Raw genomic sequence first — 17,393 nt, forward strand, 5'->3', positions numbered from 1 at the left:
GGCTCCCAGTAGACGACTGGGTTGATAGGCCGGATATGGAAGCCCTGTGAGGGGTGGAGTTGACCGGTACTAATAGGCCGAGGGCTTGTCCTCAGTTGCTCGCGTCCACTGTGTTGTTCTGAAACAACGACTGCCTTGTCGGCGGGTCGACAGTTTCATAGTGTTTCGGTGGTCATAGCGTGAGGGAAACGCCCGGTTACATTCCGAACCCGGAAGCTAAGCCTCACAGCGCCGATGGTACTGCAGGGGGGACCCTGTGGGAGAGTAGGACGCCGCCGAACAATTCTTCGAGAAAACCCTCGCCGGGGCACCCGGCGGGGGTTTTCTGCATTTCCGCACGCGGACCGGGCGTGGGGGAGCCGCGGGGGGAGGACGCCGCGGGGCCTTCCGGTGGGGGTGGGCCGGGCCGGGTCCGGCGGGGGAGGTGCCGGAGAGGGGGCGCTGCGGCCGCGGAGGCGCCGGGGGAGGGGGCGCCGGGGAGGCGCGGTGGTTCAGGGGGTCGCGGATCTGCGGAGCTGCCGGAGGCAGGCGGCGATCTCGGCCGGCGTCGACGGGCCGAGGGCGTCGGCGAGGCGGCCGTTGTGGAGGAAGACGACGCTGTCGGCGCTGGCGGCGGCTTCGGGGTCGGTGGTGACGAGGACCGCCGTGACGTCGAGGGCCTGGACCGCACGGCGCAGCGAGGCGCCGACGGCGCGCGCGAGTTCGGGCGAGTCGTCGTGTCCGGGGGCGTCGACCAGGAGCAGCCGTGGTGAGCCGGCCAGCAGGCGGGCCAGCATCGCGTTGTGCTGCTGTGTCCGGCCGAGCTTGCGCAGCGGCCGCCGCCAGAACCAGAGCCGGGTGACCCGGCTGATCTGCCAGGCCTGGCGGCGGCCGAGCCGGGGCGTGCCCGGGTCGACGAACTCACGGACCGTCACGTTCGGGTGGACGGGCTCGTGTTGGCCCCAGAGCGCGCCGACGGCACCCCGTTCACCGTCGGCCCAGTGGACCGTGCCGGTGGACGGGGTGGTGAGGCCGGCCATGCACTCCAGCAGCGCCGTGGTGCTGGCGCGTTCGTCCCCCATGACGGCGCAGAAGCGTCCTTTTCGAACGCCGAGCGAGAACTCGCGCAGCACCGCCGTGGGACCGTTCGTGCCCGGGTGGATTTTCGACACGTTTTCCAGCGTGACGGCACAGCCAGGTGCGGCTTCCCGCTCGGCCGGTGCTCCTCCCATCATGAATCCGCTCCCAGGCTTCCGTAAATGATGCGTGCGGCGACAAGGCATCGTGCTTGCATGCCCCGAACCTACTCGCTCGTAATGGGTTTAGGCCATGCTGCCCGCATCCGTTTGTATGGTGCACTTTCCTAGACCATGCGTGCCGGATCAGGATCGTGCCGGTGGTGGTGCCGCCGGTTCGTCGGTTCGGGGATCGTCGGAATAGGGCGAATTGTCAGAGAATTAGTCAGACCAGCGGATCTCCGCGCAGAAGGGCCCCGCCCAGCGGGGTCAGCGTGTGGTGGACCTTGTTGAGCGAGCGCAGCGTGGTGATGAGGCCGGCGGCCCGCAGGACGGCGGTGTGCTGGCTCGCGGCGGCCGTGGAGATGCCCACCAGCTCGCCGACCTCGGTGGTGGTGCAGGTGGTCGTCAGGACCTGCAGGACGGCCGCCCTGGTGCGCCCCAGGAGGGCTCCCAGGGCCTGGTCGCCGTCGGGCGCCGGATCCCACAGGTTCTCCCGCTCGCGGGGGACCGGGATGGGGTAGAGCAGCAGCAGGGGGCGGTTGCCCTGCTGCTCGATGAGGATCGGCGACCGGGAGAACAGGAACAGCGACGGGGCGATCTCCAGGCCGGTCGCCTCGAGCTTGATGTCGTTCCCGGTGCCGGGGACCTCAAGGACCGGCGGGCGCCAGCGGATCGCCGGGTGGAGCGTGCTGAGCAGCTGGTCGACCCCGCCGCTCATCATGATCTGCGCCCGGGCGTTGCGGTCCACCTCCAGGAGGGTCGAGACCTGGCTCCAGTACGGCTCGACCGCGATGCGGTGGAATGTCTCCAGATCGCGCAGGACGCGCGGTCGGAAGTCGGTTCCGGAGCCGGCCGAGGCGGAGTGTTCGAGAATTCGGTAGAGGTCCGGGAAAGGTCGTACGGTGCGGGCGAGTTCGGCCAGTGCCCGGCCGTCCCGTTCACCCGCGACCCGGCGGCGCCAGGAATGGAAAACCGGTCCTCCGCCGCCCGTGGCGAAGGTTTCCAGTGCGCACAGTGCCTCTCTCATCGGATCCGGATGTGCGGCCGACGACACTTTGGCCAGACTTGCCGGACTGAAGAATATGCGTCGCATTGCCAAGTCCCCCTTGAGGTCCGACGCGTTCGTGATCGGAGGTAATCGTTCTCAGGCCGGCATGGCGGCTGCTTCGATCACGTCCTCGGACGCACGGTCGGGCTCGTCGGGGAGAATCGGATAGAAGAGCGTCGGTCCGTCGGCAATGGCGTGGTCGTCCACCAGGACCGGGGAATCCGGCGCCAGGAAGTAGGACGGGGCGATCGTCAGCCCGACGTCCTCCAGCCGCAGGTCCTCGCTCTGCCCGGGAATCTCCAGCGAGCAGGTGGACAGCCGGAGCGTCGGGTGGAGGGTGCTCAACAGGCTTCGCGCGCCGCAGTCCTGGAGGATTTCCAGCCGCTTCGTGCGCTCGCTCTGGACGGTGTGCGAGATGACGTCCCAGTGGGGGGCGACCATGATGCGGTAGAAGGACTCCAGGTCCCGCAGGAGGCGGGTGTCGGCGCTGGTCCCGCCCTGTCGGGCGCGCCGGATCATGGTGTCCATGTCGGGGAACGGGCGGATGGTCCGGGCGAGTTCGACGAGCCGCCGGGTGGAGCCCAGGCGGTGGGCCGGGGCGAGCCGGCGCGCCGGGCCCGCGGGGCGGGTTTTATGCCATCGCAGCCGGCGTTTCGACTGGCGGTGTCGGGAGGCCAGCAGGTCCAGGGCGAAGAGTGATTCGCTGACCCAGTCAGGGGTCGGCATGATACGCGTTCTCAACAGGCTTGCCGACGTGAAGTGCAGACGTGGCACGAGTCCCCCATGAATGCCGTTGATGTGTGCGGGTCGGGAACGGGATCCACGGTGAGGTGGAAAGCCGACCCTGCGGTTCCGCAAGGTCGGCATGGCCATGCCCGTTCCCGTACCTACTACGCTACGTCGCACTTTAGGGGGGTGACAGTCGAGTCTTCGCCAGTTCGAAGGTGCAGTTCTCTGCACCTGATCCGGATAGCGGACTCGACTCGCTCCGCCCGCCTCCCGAGGCGGTCGTGACCCCAGGGGCGGAAGTGACGAGAGGGGCCGGAGGGGCCGGTGGGGTGATCGGCGCGGGCCCCTCCGCGGGGCCGGACGCGGTGACGCACCCGGGTCCGGACACGGGTCCGCGCCCTCGGCGGACCAGCCAAGAGCGCGGAAGTTCCTCCGGCGCGGGACCGATGTCCCGTCAGAGCGTGATGAGCACGTTGATCAGAACGCCAACGGCGACCACGGCGAGGACGACCCAGGGCCACATGGGGCGTTCCTTAGTGGGCTTCCAGCCGGTCGAATCGGGCATGACTGCTCCTGGCTTGTATTGGTACGGGGAGGTTTACGGCCGGGCCCCTCGGAAGACGGGGGACCCAACGAGGGGCCCGGCCAAGGGAATCGGTGCGGGAACTGTTTGTGCCCTGTTCACCGATTCCGGTCTGGGTTCACCGCGGCGCTCGACGGGAACGCCGGCGGTGACGCTGGTTCGGAAGACCAGTCCTCACGGGTAGTCGTGGTGGTCGAGGCAGGTCTGGCGCAGTTCCTTGATGCGGTCGTTCTGCTCTCCGATGTAACCCACCACGGTGCGCGCCGTACCCTTCTCCCGGATGTCGGCGTTGCGCATCTTCTCGGCGGTCGAGTGGATCGCGTCGCGGAGCTTGTCGTCGGGCGCCTGTTTGGACAGCCCGTCGAGCTCGTCGGCCCGCTCGCGCATCTTCTTGCGGGCCTCGTCCACGTTGTCGGGGAACGGGTCGGTGAAGGTCTTGCCGAAGATCTTCGCGCACAGCTCGATCCGGTCGGCCGCCTTGGTGCTGACCTCGCAGGCGGACGTTCCCGCGCCGACCAGGAGCGCGGCGGCCAGGGCCAGAACCGCTGTTCTGCTCCGCCGGCCTCCTGGCCCGGCCCCGCGGCTCCTCCGCGTGGGGTGCATGCTTCCTCCCTGGCTCCCGTGGGATCCGATGTGATGTGCCCGTCCTCCCGGCGTCGCTGCCGCCGTCGGATGACTCCATCCTGACGCCCGGCGAAGTGGTTTTCATGGGGGCTTACTTCCGATCGAAGGTGCAGTTCTCTGCACCTTTCTTCGTGCACGCCGGCGACTGTCCTGCGCGTTTTCGGCCCCGCTTAAAGACGTGGTGGGGGGTGGGCGCGGACATGGAGGCTGAGATCCGTACGGCCGGGGCGACGGGCGGTACCCGGGGTTCCGCCCCAGGGCCGTGCTGCACGGGGAGCGCAGGAGAGAGGGACGACGATGGGCCCAGCACGGACACTCGCGGAGAAGCTGTGGGAGCGCCACGTGGTGGCCTCCCGGCCCGGCGGACCGGACCTCCTCTACATCGACCTGCACCTGACCCACGAGGCCACCTCGCCGCAGGCCTTCGACGGGCTGCGGCTGGCCGGCCGCGGCGTCCGGCGCCCGGGGCTCACCCTGGCGCTGGAGGACCACAACGTGGCCACCACGCCCGACGCGGTCCTCGACCCGGTGAGCCTCGTCCAGCTGCGGACGCTGCGCCGCAACTGCGCCGAACAGGGCGTCGAGCTCTACTCGGTGGGACACCGGCGACAGGGCATCGTGCACGTCGTCGGGCCCGAGCTCGGCCTGGTCCAGCCCGGCATGACGATCGTCTGCGGAGACAGCCACACCGCCACCCACGGGGCCTTCGGCGCGCTCGCCTTCGGCATCGGCACCAGCGACGTCGAGCACGTGCTGGCCACCCAGTGCCTGGAGATCGCCCGGCCGCGCACGCTCGCCGTCGAGTTCACCGGCCGGCTCCCCGCGGAGGTGGGGGCGAAGGAGCTGATCCTCGCGCTGATCGCCCGGATCGGCGCCAACGGGGCGCAGGGACACCTCATCGAGTACCGCGGCGAGGCGGTGCGCGGGCTCTCCATGGAGGCCCGGATGACGCTCTGCAACATGAGCATCGAGGCCGGTGCCCGGGCCGGGATCGTCGCACCCGACGACACCACCCTGGAGTACCTGCGCGGCCGCCCGCACGCCCCCACCGGGGCGCGCTGGGACGAGGCCGTCGCCGACTGGGCCACCCTGGTCACCGACCCCGGCGCGGTGTTCGACCGTACCGTCGAGCTCGACGTGAGCGCGCTGACCCCGCTCGTCACCTGGGGCACCAACCCCGCCCAGACCGTGCCGCTGGCCGACGTCGTCCCGGACCCGCGCGGCTTCGCCGACCCGCTCGAACTCGCCTCCGCCGAAAGGGCGCTGGAGTACATGGGGCTGCGGCCCGGCACGCCGATGCGGGACCTCGCCATCGACGTGGTCTTCCTCGGCTCCTGCACCAACGGCCGGCTCGAGGACCTGCGCTCCGCGGCCGGCGTGCTGCGCGGGCGCAGCGTCGCCGACGGGACCAGGATGCTGGTCGTCCCCGGCTCGATGCAGGTGCGCGCCGAGGCCGAGGCGGAGGGGCTGCACGAGGTCTTCCTGGCGGCCGGTGCCGAGTGGCGCCTGCCCGGCTGCTCGATGTGCCTGGGCATGAACACGGACCGTCTCGAGGGCGTCGAGCGCTGCGCCTCCACCTCGAACCGCAACTTCGAAGGCCGGCAGGGCGCGCGGGCCCGCACCCACCTGGTGTCGCCGGCGGTCGCCGCCGCCACGGCGGTGGCCGGGCGGCTCGCGGCCCCCGCCGACCTGGCCTGACCGCCCCCGGCCCGGCCGGAGAGAGGACAGCACAGCATGGAACCCTTCGTGGAACACCACGGACGCGCGGTCGCCCTGCGCCGCGACGACATCGACACCGACCAGATCCTGCCCGGAGAGTTCTGCAAGCGGGTCACCAAGTCCGGTTACCAGGACGGGCTGTTCGCGCGCTGGCGGGCCCAGGGCGGCTTCGTCCTGGAGGAGCCCCGGCACGCGGGCGCGACCGTCCTGCTGGCCGGCCGGGACTTCGGCATCGGCAGCTCCCGGGAGCACGCCGTGTGGGCGCTGCGCGACGGGGGCTTCCGCGCGGTGGTGGCCACCGGCTTCGGTGACATCTTCCGCCGCAACGCCCTCAACAACGGGCTCGTCCCCGTCGACCTGCCGACCCCGGTGGTCGAGCCGCTGATGGACCTCGCCGAGTCCGCCGGGGGTCTGACGGTCACCGTGGACCTGCGGGCCGGCCTGCTGCGCTGGCCCGGCGGCGAGCACCCGTTCACCGTGGACGACCGGGCCCGTGCCCGGCTGCTGGAGGGGCAGGACGTGATCGCCGAGACGCTGCTGCAGGACGCCGCCATCGCGGCCTACGAGGCCCGCCGCCCGGCCTGGCTGCCGGAGATCCCGCGCGGCGCCTTCGACCGTGCGCGGCAGCAGCCGGCCGACGCGGTGGCGGGGGCGGCCCGATGACCGCCACCGCGCACCGCGACGCCGGCCGGCCCGATCCCGCGGCCCGCCCGGTGGGCGCCGGGCGGGTGGACGCGATGCCCGGCGGCGGACTGGCCGCGCTGCTCCTGGAGGGGCTGCCGCCGGGCACCGTCGACCTCGCCGTCGGCACCCCGGCCTACCCGGACACGCCGCCCGGGCTGGTCGAGGCGGCGGTGGCCGCGCTGCGCCGCGGGGTCCACCAGTACCAGGACCCGGCCGGCCTGCTCGCCCTGCGCGAGCGGATCGCCGCCGCGCTGCCCGGGGCGCCCGACCCGGTCGGCGAGATCACCGTCACCGTCGGCGGCAGCGAGGGCCTGGCCGTCGCGCTGCTCTCGCTGGTCGACCCGGGCGACGAGGTGATCGTCTTCGAGCCCTTCTACGAGAACTTCCTCAGCGCCGTCGCGCTCACCGGCGCGCGTCCGCGACCGGTGCGGCTGCGCGAGTCCGACTGGGGCGTCGACCCGGAGGAGCTGGCGGCGGCGTTCGGCCCGCGCACCCGCGCGGTGATCGTGAACAGCCCGGCCAACCCCACCGGGGCGGTCCTGGACCGCGCCACCCTGGACCTGCTCGCCGAGCTCTGCGGCCGCTGGAACGCCACCGTCGTCTCGGACGAGGTGTACGCGGGCTACGTCTACGAGTCGGCCGGCTACCGCTCGGTCGCCGAGGTCGAGGGCCTGGCCGACCGGTCCGTGGTGGTCGGCAGCCTCTCCAAGAGCCACTCGGTCAGCGGCTGGCGGCTCGGCTTCCTGCGTGCGGCGCCGGCCCTGACCGCGCTGCTGCGCAAGGTGCACGTGGCGACCACCGGCGGCGCCGCCGCCGCCCTGCAGCACGCCGCGGCCGACGCGGACCTGCTGCTGCCGGACCGCTGGGACCACGCGGCGGGGATGCGCGAACGGCGCGACCGCACCGTGGCCCTGCTGCGGGACGCGGGCTTCGCCCTCACCCGGCCGGCCGGCGGCTGCTACGTGCTGGCCCGGATCGACGGGCTGACCGACGAGCCCAGCCCGCGGTTCGTGCGCACGCTGCTCGCCGAGACCGGCGTGCTGGTGGCGCCGGGCACCTCGTTCTTCCTCGACCCGGCCGACGGCGAGCGCTACGTCCGGGTCGCGTTCAACCGTCCGCTCCACACCCTCGACACCGCTGCCGAGCGGCTTCGCGCCCGCAGCCCGCAGAAGGGAGTCACCCAGTGACAACCGCCATCAGCATCTCGACCGAAGCGCGGTACGACGGGTTGGTCCTCGGGATCTCCGCCGACACCACGGGCAACCGGCTGGTCGACCTCGGCCGGGAGCAGGGGTCGTTCATCCGCGAGCGGATCACCGAGCACGGCGCGGTGGTGCTCAGCGGCTTCGACTGGCAGGAGTGGCCGGAGCTGGACACCTTCGTCAACGCGGTGGTCGGCCGGCCGCTCGACTACACCGAGCGCTCCTCGCCGCGCACCGAGCTGCACCCCGGGGTGTTCACCGCGACCGACCACCCGGCGACCGAGGAGATCTTCCTCCACACCGAGCAGTCGTACAACCTGAACGTCCCGCGCTACCTGTTCTTCTTCTGCCGGCAGGAGTCGCCCGACGGCGGCGCCAGCCTGCTGGCCGACTGCCGCGCCCTGTACCGCGGGCTGCCCCGGGAGACCGCCGAGCGCTTCGAGCGCGAGGGGTACCTGCTGGTCCGCAACTTCCGCCCCGGCCTGGGCCTCTCCTGGCAGGAGGCGTTCGGCACCAGCGACCCGGACGAGGTCAAGGCCTACTGCGACGCCAACCGGATCGAACTGGAGTGGCTGGAGCGCAACCACCTGCGGACCCGCCAGCTGCGCTGGGCGGTCGCCGCCCACCCGGAGACCGGCGTCCGCTCCTGGTTCAACCACCTGACCTTCTTCCACGCCCGCACCCTGCGCGAGGACGTCGCCGACTTCCTCCTGGAGGAGTACGGCCCGTGGGGCATGCCGACCAACACCTTCCACGCGGACGGCAGCGAGATCCCGGACGAGGTGGTGCACCAGCTGCAGGCCGCGTACCGGGAGCAGCAGGTCGACGTCAACGTGCACACCGGTGAGGTGCTGGTCGTGGACAACATCAGCGTGGCGCACGGGCGGGCGCCGTTCGTCCCGCCGCGCGACCTGTTCGTCAGCATGGCCGGGGCGCACGCCTGGTCGGAGCTCCGCCCGGTGGAGCGGACGTCGGCGCCGGCGGTGGCGCTGCCGACCGCGCCGCGGTGACCGCGGCCGGCACGACGGCCGACGCCGCCGACGCGGTGGCCGCCGAGCCGGGCCCGCCGCCGCTCGCCCGCAACCGCGAGTACAACCTGTTGTGGACCGCGAACGTGGTCTCCCAGCTGGGCGCGCAGGGCACGCTGATCGCCTACCCGCTGCTGGTGCTGGGCCTCGGCGGCTCCGCGTTCGAGGCCTCGCTGGCGGAGTTCGCGATCGCGGGCTCGCGGGCGCTGGCCGCGCTGCCGGCCGGCGCGCTCGCGGACCGGGTCAGCCGCAAGGCGCTGATGCTGGTCTCGGAGCTCGGGCGGGCCGTGGCCCTGGGCCTGCTGGCGCTCCTGGTGGCGCTGGGGCACGCGCCGCTGGCGGTGATCCTGGTGGTGGCGGTCGTCGAGGGGGTCTGCACCTCCCTGTTCGGCACCGCCGACCAGGCGCTGCTGCCGGGCGTCGTGCCGGCCTCGCAACTGGCCGACGCGGTGACCCGCAACACCGCCCGCTACTACCTGGCGACCATCGTGGGCCCGGGGATCGGCGGATTCCTGTACGGCGTCCAGCGGTTGCTGCCGTTCCTCACCCAGGCCGTCACCTCGGCGCTCGCCTTCGTGACGCTGCTGTTCCTGCGCCCGCCGGCGCCGCTGCCCGCCGCGGACGGCCCGGACGCCGGCCGCGGGGACGCCGCCGACGGGCCCGGCGAGGGGCCGCAGGAGAGCACCCTGCAGGCGATGGCCGCCGGGCTGCGCTGGCTGCGCGGCAACCGGCCGGTGCGGGCCACCGTGCTGCTCGGCACCGCCTTCAACCTGGTGTTCAGCGGCCTGCTGATCACCGTGGTGGTGATGGCGCAGCAGGACGGCCGGTCCGGCGCCGAGATCGGGGCCATCGGGGCGCTGATCGGCGCGGGCGGCGTGCTGGGCGCGCTGTCGGCCGGAGTGCTGCGCCGCTCGCTCACCCCGTTCACCGCGCTGATGGTGCTGACCTGGGCGAGCGCCGCCCTGGTGCCGCTGCTCGCGGTGGTGCCGACGGGCTGGCCGGCCGGGCTGGTGCTGGGCGCGGCGGCGTTCCTGGCGCCGACCGCGACCGCGCTGGTGGCCGGCCACCAGATGATGGTCACCCCGGACGCCATGCGCGGCCGGCTGGCCGGTCTGATCGGGGTGTCGATGGGCGCCGCGGCGGCGCTGGGCCCGCTGCTGTCCGGGCTGCTGCTGGAGACCGTGCACGGGGTGCCCACCGTGTTGAGCTGTGCGGCGGCGTTCCTGCTGATCGCACTCGGCGTCGCCGCCACCCCCGCGGTGCGCGCCTTCCCCGCCCTGCCCGACGACCGGGGGCATCCGCCCGGGAGTTGAGGCCCGGGATCCGAGGTCCGGGGAACAGCGGACAGGGGCGGCGCCCGAACGGCGCCGCCGCTGTCCGTCTTCGCGCGTGCCGGCCCTGACTTGCCTAGTCCGTCACCGTGCTGATCGTCCGTCAGGCCCGGAGGTAGGTCAGCACGGCGAGGACCCGGCGGTGCCCGCTGTCCGGCGTCGGCATGTCCAGCTTGGAGAAGATGTTGCCGATGTGCTTGTTCACCGAGCTCTCGGCGATGAACAGCATCTCGGCGATGGTGCCGTTGTTGCGCCCCTCCGCCATCAGGGCCAGCACCTCGCGTTCGCGCTGGGTCAGCGAGGAGAGCGGGTCGTCGCCGGCCCGGCGGACCATCAGCTGCGAGATGACCTCGGGGTCCATCGCGGTGCCGCCGTCGGCGACCCGCTCCAGCGCCTGCAGGAACTCCTCGGCGCGCCCCACCCGGTCCTTGAGCAGGTAGCCGACCCCGGAGGCGCTCTGCGCCAGCAGCTCGGTGGCGTACGCCCGTTCGACGTACTGGGAGAGCACCAGGACGGGCAGGTTGGGCAGTTGCTTGCGGGCCTCGACCACGGCCCGCAGGCCCTCGTCGCGGAAGGTGGGCGGCAGCCGGACGTCCACCACGGCGACGTCCGGGCGGTGTTCGAGCAGCGCGGGCAGCAGGTCGTCCCCGTTGTCCACGGTGGTGCACACCTCGTGGCCCTCGCTGTTGAGCAGCAGCACCAGCCCCTCACGGAGCAGGGCGTTGTCCTCGGCGATCAGGATCCGCATGGAATCTCCACCTTCAGTACGGTCGGGCCCCCGGTCGGGCTGAACAGCTCGGTGGTCCCGTCGAATGCGGCGACCCGCCGCCGGAGTCCGAGGATCCCACTTCCGGCGCCCTCGGTGGCGCCGCCCTTGCCGTCGTCCTCGACCCGGATCGAGATCGCCTCCGGGGCGATCCGCAGCCACACCAGGGCGCTGCGGGCGCCGCTGTGCTTGGCGATGTTGGTGAGCGCCTCGGAGATCACGAAGTAGGCGGCCGCCTCGGCCGCGGCGGGCGCGCGCGGCGGCGCCCCGGCCGACTCGTCGATGTCTATCCGGGTCGGGACCCCGCAGAGCGCGGTGAGCGCCCGGACGGCGTCGGTGAGTCCGCGGTCGGCGAGCACCGGCGGGTAGATGCCGCGGACCAGGTGGCGCAGTGACTCCAGGGCCTGCTCGGCCAGGTGCTGGGCGGCGTCGACCATCTCCGGCACCTGTTCCGGGCGGTGGCCCAGCGCGCGCTTGATCATGCCCAGTCGCAGCGAGACCGCCACGATGCCGGCCTGGGCGCCGTCGTGCAGGTCGCGTTCGATCCGGCGCAGCTCGGCGTCGTGCGCGTCCAGCGCCTCGGCGCGGGTCACCGCGAGTTCGCGGACGCGCTGGGCGAGCGCGACCCGGGCGCGGGCGGTCAGCAGCCGGCGCGACATCCGGGCGTGCACCAGGGCCAGCCCGCGCATCGCGGCCATCGCCACCACGGCGTAGCCGATGCCGATGAACAGCGCCAGGAACGCCTTCGCCCAACCGTCGACGTTCATCAGGATGATGGAGTTGCGCTCGTTCTCGGCGAGCTTCCACCACACCGGTGCGGAGAGCCAGTTGAAGGCGTTGCCGCAGATGCTCAGGGCGAAGATGGACAGCGCCGAGCCGACCACGCCGTGGGTGATCAGCCAGACCAGGTCCTTGCGGACCGCCGGGTCGCGCAGCGAGGGCTTGCGGGGGCCGGTGCGGCCGGGTTCGAGGTCGCGGTAGGGGCTGCGGACCGTGGTCTCCAGCAGCCGCCCCACCCGCCTGCGGTGGAACTCGGCGTAGCTGCGCAGCAGCCGCAGGGTCCGCGGCAGCAGCAGGAAGCCGGTGCCGACCAGGCAGAGCGCGAAGACGACGGCGATCAGGTAGAACAGCACCAGACCGGCGAGGCCGGTCATCAGGCAGAGCAGCATGTAGCCGGCGGCCGGAGGGAAACGGGCCAGCGTCTGGCGGATCCACTGCTCCGGTTCCAGCCGCCGTAACTCCGCGATGCCGGGTGCCCGTACGGCTCCCAGAACTCCTCGTACGGCTTCTGAAACCTTCCGAGTGAACATCCCGATCACCCTACCACCGTCCCAAATCCGGCGCGGGGTGGCACTTTTCTGCACCATCGAGTCTCCAGTTCGTGCCCTGGTCCGGGCCCTGCCGCGGGACCTACCTTCGTGAACGTCAAGTGGTGCGTGCGAGTGGTGGAGGCCGGAAGTGAGCAGAAAGGCACGGGGAGCGCGGACGGAGGAGCTCCAGGGCGCGGCGCAGGAGGAGTACGCGAATCCGCCGCGGCCGGACGGGAGTGCCGCTCTGGACGCGCACTGGGTGGTCCGCCTCGACGGGGTCCGCAAGACGTACGGCAAGGGCGCCGGGGCCGTGCACGCGCTGCGCGACCTCTCCCTCGCCTTCGCCCGGGGCACCTTCACCGCGGTGATGGGCCCCTCCGGGGCGGGCAAGAGCACCTTCCTGCACTGCGCGGCCGGGCTGGACCGCCCGGACGCCGGTTCGGTGGTGCTGGGCGGTACGGAGCTGGCGCAGCTGAGCGAGGTCGAGCTGACGATCATGCGCCGGGAGCGGGTCGGCTTCATCTTCCAGGCGTACAACCTGATGTCGGCGCTGACCGTCGCCGACAACATCACGCTCCCGCTGATGCTCGCCGACCGCCGGCCGGACCACCAGTGGCTGCAGCAGGTCGTGACGCAGGTGGGACTGTCCGACCGGATGGGCCACCGGCCGTCCGAGCTCTCCGGCGGTCAGCAGCAGCGCGTGGCGATCGCCCGGGCGCTGGCGGCCCGGCCGGAGGTGGTCTTCGCCGACGAGCCGACCGGTGCGCTGGACACCCGCACCGCCCGCCAGGTGCTGCAGCTGCTGCGCGAGGTGGTGGACGGCCTCGGGCAGACCGTGATCATGGTGACCCACGACCCGGTCGCCGCCTCCTACGCCCACCGCGTGGTGTTCCTCGCGGACGGCAGCTACGCCGAGGAGATGACGCACCCCACCCCGGACCGGGTGGCCGAGCGGATGACCCGGCTGGGGGAGTGGTGAGTCGTGTTCAGGCTCGTCGTACAGACCGTCAAGGAGCGTAAGGCCGGATTCGTCGGGGCGTTCGTCGCCCTGTTCGGCGCGTCCGTGCTCATCACGGCCTTCGGCATCATCCTGCAGTCCGGCATCGGCAACGGGGTGCCGGTCCAGCGCTACTCCGGTGCCGCGGTCGTGGTCGGCGGTCAGAAGCACTTCACGGTCCACGAGGCCAAGAAGAGCAAGTCCAAGGACCTCAAGGACGCCGTCGGCGTCCCCGTCGACCTGGTCGACAAGGTGGCCCGGACCGAGGGCGTCGACCGCGCGGTGCCGGTGCTCACCTTCCCCGCGCAGGTCGTCTCCAACGACGGCGAGCAGCTCGTCAAGGGCGCCGACGACCGGACGACCAACGGCACCAACTGGGGCGCGGCGGCGCTCGGCCCGTACGACCGGGCCGGCGACGAGCCGCGGCGCGCCGGTGAGGTGGTGCTGGAGAAGTCCGTCGCCGACCACCGCAAGGTGAAGGTGGGCGACAGCGTCAGGATCGCCTCCACCCGGGACGCCTCCTCGTACCGGGTCGTCGGCATCGTGACCTACAAGGGCGGCGGCGGGGCGCTGCGCACCCCGCCGCTGTTCTTCTCCGACGACGAGGCGCGCACCCTGTTCGGCCGCACCGACCAGGTCAGCGCCATCGGCGTGCTGGCACCCGGCGGCACGAACGCGGGCAAGCTCGCCGACCGGATCGAGAAGGCGCTCAACGGCGCCCGCACCGACGTCTACACCGGCGACGGGCGCAGCAGCGTGGAGAACCCCGACGTCGCCTCGGCCCGGGGCAGCCTCAAGGAGCTGGCCGGCTCGCTCGGCGGCACCGTCGTGCTGATCACCATGATGGTGGTGGGCAGCACCCTGGCGCTCAGCGTGCACCAGCGGCGGCGCGAGCTGGCGCTGCTGCGCGCGGTCGGTGCCACGCCCAAGCAGATCCACAAGATGATCTCCGGCGAGGCGCTGGTGATCTCGCTGGTCGCCTCGGTGCTGGGCTGCTTCCCCGGCATGATCGCCGCGGGCATCCTGCGCGGGGCGCTCGGGGCCATCGGCATCCTGCCCGACGACTTCGAGTTCTCCTACGGCCCGATCCCGGCGATCGCGGCGGTGGGCATCGGGGTGATCGCCGCGCAGGTGGCGGCGTTCGCGGTGGCCCGCCGGGTGGTCTCGATCCGGCCGGTGGAGGCGCTCAGCGAGGCCCAGACCGAGCAGCCGGGCATCGGCGGCGCGCGGGTGACCATCGGGGTCCTGCTGTTCGTCCTCGGCTTCGGCGCGTCGCTGCTGCCGCTGTTCTTCGGCAGCATCTTCGCGGTGGCCGGGGCCGGCAGCGGCGGGCTGATCATGGTGATCGCGATCCTCATGCTGGCCCCGCCGGTGGTGGCCAGGGCGACACGGCTGATGGCCGCGCCCTTCCAGCGCCGCTTCGGCACCCTCGGGTTCCTCGCGGTGGCCAACACCCGGGCCAACGCCCGCCGGCTGGCCGCCGGCATCGGCCCGCTGATCATGGCCATCGGCTTCGCCTCGGTGCAGCTGTTCATCCCGACCACCACGTCGGGTGCGGCCGAGGACCAGGCGCGGGCGGGCGTGGTCGCCGACTACACCCTGACCAGCGAGGCCGGCGGACTGCCGGTCAGCGCGCCCGGGTTCATCAGGACCCTGGACGGGGTGGACGCCGCGGCCGGGACGGTGCGGGTCGACCTCTTCGCCTCCACGAAGATGCTGGGCTCCCCGGAGATCTTCGACTACAAGGCGCAGGGGCTCACCACGGGCAACCTGGACCGGGTCCTCGACCTGGACGTCTCCGAGGGCTCGCTGGACGCCCTCACCGCGGACACCGTGGCGATCAGCAGCGGGGCGTCCGCCACGCTCGGTGCGGGCGTCGGCGGCTCCGTCAAGGTGCACATGCCGGACGGGCAGACGCTGGAGCCGAAGGTGGTGGCCGTGTACCAGCGCGGCCTGGGCTTCGGCGACATCACACTGGCCTACGACACCGTGCTGCAGCACAGTTCGCGCCGGATGTACGACTCCGTGCTGGTGCGCGTCAAGCCCGGCGCGGACCAGAAGAAGGTGATCGGCGAGCTCACCGGGCTCAACGACCGCTACCCCGGGGTGCAGGTCCGCGACAAGGGCGGGCTGTCCGCTGCCCAGCAGAAGGCCGGGGTGGCCGGCCTGGTCGGCAGTGCGCTGCCACTGGTCCTGGTCTTCGGGTACATCGCGGTGGCCGTCGCCAACACCCTGGTGATGACCACACTGGCCAGAGCACGGGAGTTCGCGCTGCTGCGGCTGGTCGGGGCGACCCCGGAACAGGTCATGCGGATGATGCGCACCGAGACGCTGATGCTGATCGTGATCGCGGTGGTGGTCGGCAGCCTGGTGCCGATCGTGCCACTGGTGACGGTCAGTCTGGGGCTGACCGGCTCGCTGGTCCCGCACATCCCCCCGCTGCTGTACCTGGCGATCGTGGCGGCGACCTCGGCCCTGGCGGCCGCCGCCGTCCTGATCCCGACCAAGCTCGCCCTGCGCGCCCGCCCGGTGGAGGCCATCGGGCTGCGCGAGTAGTCCGGAGCACGGGGGCGGCCTCGCACCGCACCCTTTGCAGCACCGACCCGCCGATGGGGTCCGCGACCGCGGACCCCATCGGCGTTTCCGGGTTTCCGGCCGGGTTTCCCGGCAGGCCGGACGGCACGTCGTTCGGCAGGCCGGACAGCAGGTCGGACAGCAGGTCGGACGGCAGGTCGCAGTGCGGCAACCAGGGTCATTCGGCTGCAACTTAACGACCCTGACCGGCCCCGCCGCCCGGTGTTAGCCTGCATTCACCAGAACGAATTCCCCTTTTGCGTAATCCCCGTACCGACGAGCCGCGGACCGAACGCGGCCGAACGGGACTGTCGTGCTGCGCCTTTTTCGGATTCCGGTGAATGCGGTGGGTGGGTTTCAGTGAATTCACAGTCATGGCGTGAAAATGCCGGGCGGCTCGCGCGCGAACACGGCGTGCGGACGCTGCGGTGCGCCTTCTACGACGCCGGCGAACTCCGGGTCGCCGGGCCGGGCGCGGAGGCCGGGGCGGCCCCCGTCCTGCCGTTCGCCTCGCTCACCAAGCTCCTCACCGCGACGGTGGCCGTGCAGCTGGCCTTCGACGGAGACCTCGACCTGGACCGTCCGGTCGGCGAGTACCTGAACGAAGCGCCGTACTCCGCACTCGACATGACGATCCGTCATCTCCTGAGCCACTCCTCCGGACTGGTGACAGACGCCCCCGGCGGCGGCGGGCTGCGGGCCGCTGTCGAGGCGGAGCCGCTCTTCGCCCCCGGAACGGCCTTCTCCTACTCCAACGCCGGGTTCGCCCTCGCCGGGAAGGTCGTCGAGGCCGTCGCCGGGACGAGCTGGCGCACCGCCGTGACGGAGTTCCTGCTCCGGCCGCTGGGCGTCGAACCGGCCTTCCTGCCGGCCGGCGCCCACCCGCGCGACCTCGCCCCCGCGACCGCCGTCGCCGGAACCGTCACCGACCTGGTCGCCTTCGCCCGGCTGCACCTGGACGACCGCCCCGCCGCCCTGGCCGCCCTGCTCGACCGGGAGGCCGTCCACGAGATGGCCCGACAGGCCTTCGACACCCTGCCGTTCGGCCTGGCCGACGGCTGGGGCCTGGGCTGGGCCCGGTTCGGCAACGGCGCCGACCGCTGGCTCGGCCTGGACGGCGTCGGCGCCGGCGCCACCTGCCACCTGCGGATCCAGCCGGAACGCGGCACCGTCATCGCGCTGCAGGCCGACTCCCCGGCCGGGCTCGGCGCCTGGCAGGACCTGCTGGCCCTGCTCCGGGCCGACGGCGTGGACGTCCCCGGCCCCGCCCCGGCCCCCGCGGCCGGCGCCGGGCAGGAGCTGCCGGACTGCACCGGGCGGTGGGCCAACGGCGAGACCGTCTACTGGATCCGCCCCGGCGCCGCGGCGGACGACCGCGCCCTGCCCGGCGCCACCGTCCTGGTCGACGACGACGGGACGGAGTACGACCTGACCGGCCGGAGCGAGCGCGTCTTCGCCGCCCGGCACCCGCGGCTGCCCGAGGTGGAACACCTCGGCCGCTTCCTGCTCGACCCGGAGACCGGGCGCGCGGACCACATGCAGTTCGGCGGCCGCGTCCTGCGACGCGTCGCCTGAACAGGC

At 72.5% G+C, this 17,393-nt stretch carries 14 protein-coding genes and 2 rRNA genes; 10 read left to right on the forward strand and 6 right to left on the reverse strand.

The features are described from left to right. Together ACFYUY_RS00005 and rrf are read left to right on the forward strand one after the other, a co-directional pair. Window positions 1-93: ribosomal RNA gene (locus ACFYUY_RS00005) — 23S ribosomal RNA — on the forward strand; the annotation flags it as partial. A 71-nt stretch (window positions 94-164) separates the two neighbouring features. Then, a 5S ribosomal RNA gene (gene rrf / locus ACFYUY_RS00010) occupies window positions 165-281 on the forward strand. Between the two features lie 210 nt (window positions 282-491). Here rrf and ACFYUY_RS00015 read toward each other — a convergent pair. The 4 genes from ACFYUY_RS00015 to ACFYUY_RS00030 all read right to left on the reverse strand — a co-directional run bounded on the left by ACFYUY_RS00015 (window position 492) and on the right by ACFYUY_RS00030 (window position 4,180). Then, window positions 492-1,151, reverse strand: a complete 660-nt coding sequence (locus ACFYUY_RS00015; RefSeq protein WP_360214046.1) for an ATP-binding cassette domain-containing protein — start codon at window positions 1,149-1,151, stop codon at window positions 492-494. A gap of 289 nt (window positions 1,152-1,440) precedes the next feature. Then, window positions 1,441-2,244 (reverse strand): winged helix-turn-helix domain-containing protein, encoded by an 804-nt coding sequence (locus tag ACFYUY_RS00020; RefSeq protein WP_360214048.1) that lies wholly within the window; start codon window positions 2,242-2,244, stop codon window positions 1,441-1,443. A gap of 117 nt (window positions 2,245-2,361) precedes the next feature. Then, a complete protein-coding gene (locus ACFYUY_RS00025) occupies window positions 2,362-2,991 on the reverse strand; it encodes a hypothetical protein (RefSeq protein WP_360214050.1) in 630 nt (209 codons plus the stop codon). 760 nt (window positions 2,992-3,751) lie between these two features. Next, a complete protein-coding gene (locus ACFYUY_RS00030) occupies window positions 3,752-4,180 on the reverse strand; it encodes a hypothetical protein (RefSeq protein ID WP_360214052.1) in 429 nt (142 codons plus the stop codon). 318 nt (window positions 4,181-4,498) lie between these two features. Between ACFYUY_RS00030 and leuC the strand changes: the two genes are divergently transcribed. The 5 genes from leuC to ACFYUY_RS00055 are packed head-to-tail and all read left to right on the forward strand — an operon-like array spanning window position 4,499 to window position 10,147. After that, window positions 4,499-5,899: a 3-isopropylmalate dehydratase large subunit gene (gene leuC, locus ACFYUY_RS00035; RefSeq protein WP_360214054.1), complete on the forward strand. Its 1,401-nt coding sequence runs from the start codon at window positions 4,499-4,501 to the stop codon at window positions 5,897-5,899. Between the two features lie 36 nt (window positions 5,900-5,935). Next, the gene (leuD, locus tag ACFYUY_RS00040; RefSeq protein WP_360214056.1) at window positions 5,936-6,583 is read left to right on the forward strand and encodes a 3-isopropylmalate dehydratase small subunit; all 648 of its coding nucleotides are present in this window, start codon (window positions 5,936-5,938) and stop codon (window positions 6,581-6,583) included. Continuing rightward, a complete protein-coding gene (locus ACFYUY_RS00045; protein WP_360214058.1) occupies window positions 6,580-7,791 on the forward strand; it encodes a pyridoxal phosphate-dependent aminotransferase in 1,212 nt (403 codons plus the stop codon). The genes leuD and ACFYUY_RS00045 overlap by 4 nt, the downstream gene beginning before the upstream one ends. Beyond that, a complete protein-coding gene (locus ACFYUY_RS00050) occupies window positions 7,788-8,816 on the forward strand; it encodes a TauD/TfdA family dioxygenase (RefSeq protein WP_360214060.1) in 1,029 nt (342 codons plus the stop codon). The genes ACFYUY_RS00045 and ACFYUY_RS00050 overlap by 4 nt, the downstream gene beginning before the upstream one ends. Beyond that, complete coding sequence (locus ACFYUY_RS00055) at window positions 8,813-10,147, forward strand: MFS transporter (protein WP_387896665.1); 1,335 nt, start codon at window positions 8,813-8,815, stop codon at window positions 10,145-10,147. The genes ACFYUY_RS00050 and ACFYUY_RS00055 overlap by 4 nt, the downstream gene beginning before the upstream one ends. A 121-nt stretch (window positions 10,148-10,268) precedes the next feature. Here ACFYUY_RS00055 and ACFYUY_RS00060 read toward each other — a convergent pair whose 3' ends face one another. Next, a complete protein-coding gene (locus tag ACFYUY_RS00060; RefSeq protein ID WP_360214064.1) occupies window positions 10,269-10,913 on the reverse strand; it encodes a response regulator transcription factor in 645 nt (214 codons plus the stop codon). After that, a complete protein-coding gene (locus ACFYUY_RS00065) occupies window positions 10,901-12,241 on the reverse strand; it encodes a sensor domain-containing protein (RefSeq protein ID WP_360214066.1) in 1,341 nt (446 codons plus the stop codon). The genes ACFYUY_RS00060 and ACFYUY_RS00065 overlap by 13 nt, the downstream gene beginning before the upstream one ends. A gap of 244 nt (window positions 12,242-12,485) precedes the next feature. Here ACFYUY_RS00065 and ACFYUY_RS00070 point away from each other — a divergent pair, with 244 nt between their 5' ends. From ACFYUY_RS00070 to ACFYUY_RS00080, 3 genes are all read left to right on the forward strand, one after another. After that, complete coding sequence (locus ACFYUY_RS00070) at window positions 12,486-13,220, forward strand: ABC transporter ATP-binding protein (RefSeq protein WP_360214112.1); 735 nt, start codon at window positions 12,486-12,488, stop codon at window positions 13,218-13,220. 3 nt (window positions 13,221-13,223) lie between these two features. Next, the gene (locus ACFYUY_RS00075) at window positions 13,224-15,794 is read left to right on the forward strand and encodes an FtsX-like permease family protein (protein ID WP_387896667.1); all 2,571 of its coding nucleotides are present in this window, start codon (window positions 13,224-13,226) and stop codon (window positions 15,792-15,794) included. Between the two features lie 378 nt (window positions 15,795-16,172). Then, window positions 16,173-17,387, forward strand: a complete 1,215-nt coding sequence (locus ACFYUY_RS00080) for a serine hydrolase domain-containing protein (protein ID WP_360214070.1) — start codon at window positions 16,173-16,175, stop codon at window positions 17,385-17,387. Window positions 17,388-17,393 lie beyond the last annotated feature (6 nt).

Source organism: Kitasatospora sp. NPDC004745 (assembly GCF_042873275.1).
Classification (GTDB): Bacteria; Actinomycetota; Actinomycetes; order Streptomycetales; family Streptomycetaceae; genus Kitasatospora.

Bases quoted from the DNA above. Each gene is read 5' to 3' on its own strand.
- ACFYUY_RS00020 (WP_360214048.1), bottom strand. From the start codon at position 2,244: ATGAGAGAGGCACTGTGCGCACTGGAAACCTTCGCCACGGGCGGCGGA.
- ACFYUY_RS00025 (WP_360214050.1), bottom strand. From the start codon at position 2,991: ATGCCGACCCCTGACTGGGTCAGCGAATCACTCTTCGCCCTGGACCTG.
- ACFYUY_RS00030 (WP_360214052.1), bottom strand. From the start codon at position 4,180: ATGCACCCCACGCGGAGGAGCCGCGGGGCCGGGCCAGGAGGCCGGCGG.
- leuC (WP_360214054.1), top strand. From the start codon at position 4,499: ATGGGCCCAGCACGGACACTCGCGGAGAAGCTGTGGGAGCGCCACGTG.
- leuD (WP_360214056.1), top strand. From the start codon at position 5,936: ATGGAACCCTTCGTGGAACACCACGGACGCGCGGTCGCCCTGCGCCGC.
- ACFYUY_RS00045 (WP_360214058.1), top strand. From the start codon at position 6,580: ATGACCGCCACCGCGCACCGCGACGCCGGCCGGCCCGATCCCGCGGCC.
- ACFYUY_RS00060 (WP_360214064.1), bottom strand. From the start codon at position 10,913: ATGCGGATCCTGATCGCCGAGGACAACGCCCTGCTCCGTGAGGGGCTG.
- ACFYUY_RS00065 (WP_360214066.1), bottom strand. From the start codon at position 12,241: ATGTTCACTCGGAAGGTTTCAGAAGCCGTACGAGGAGTTCTGGGAGCC.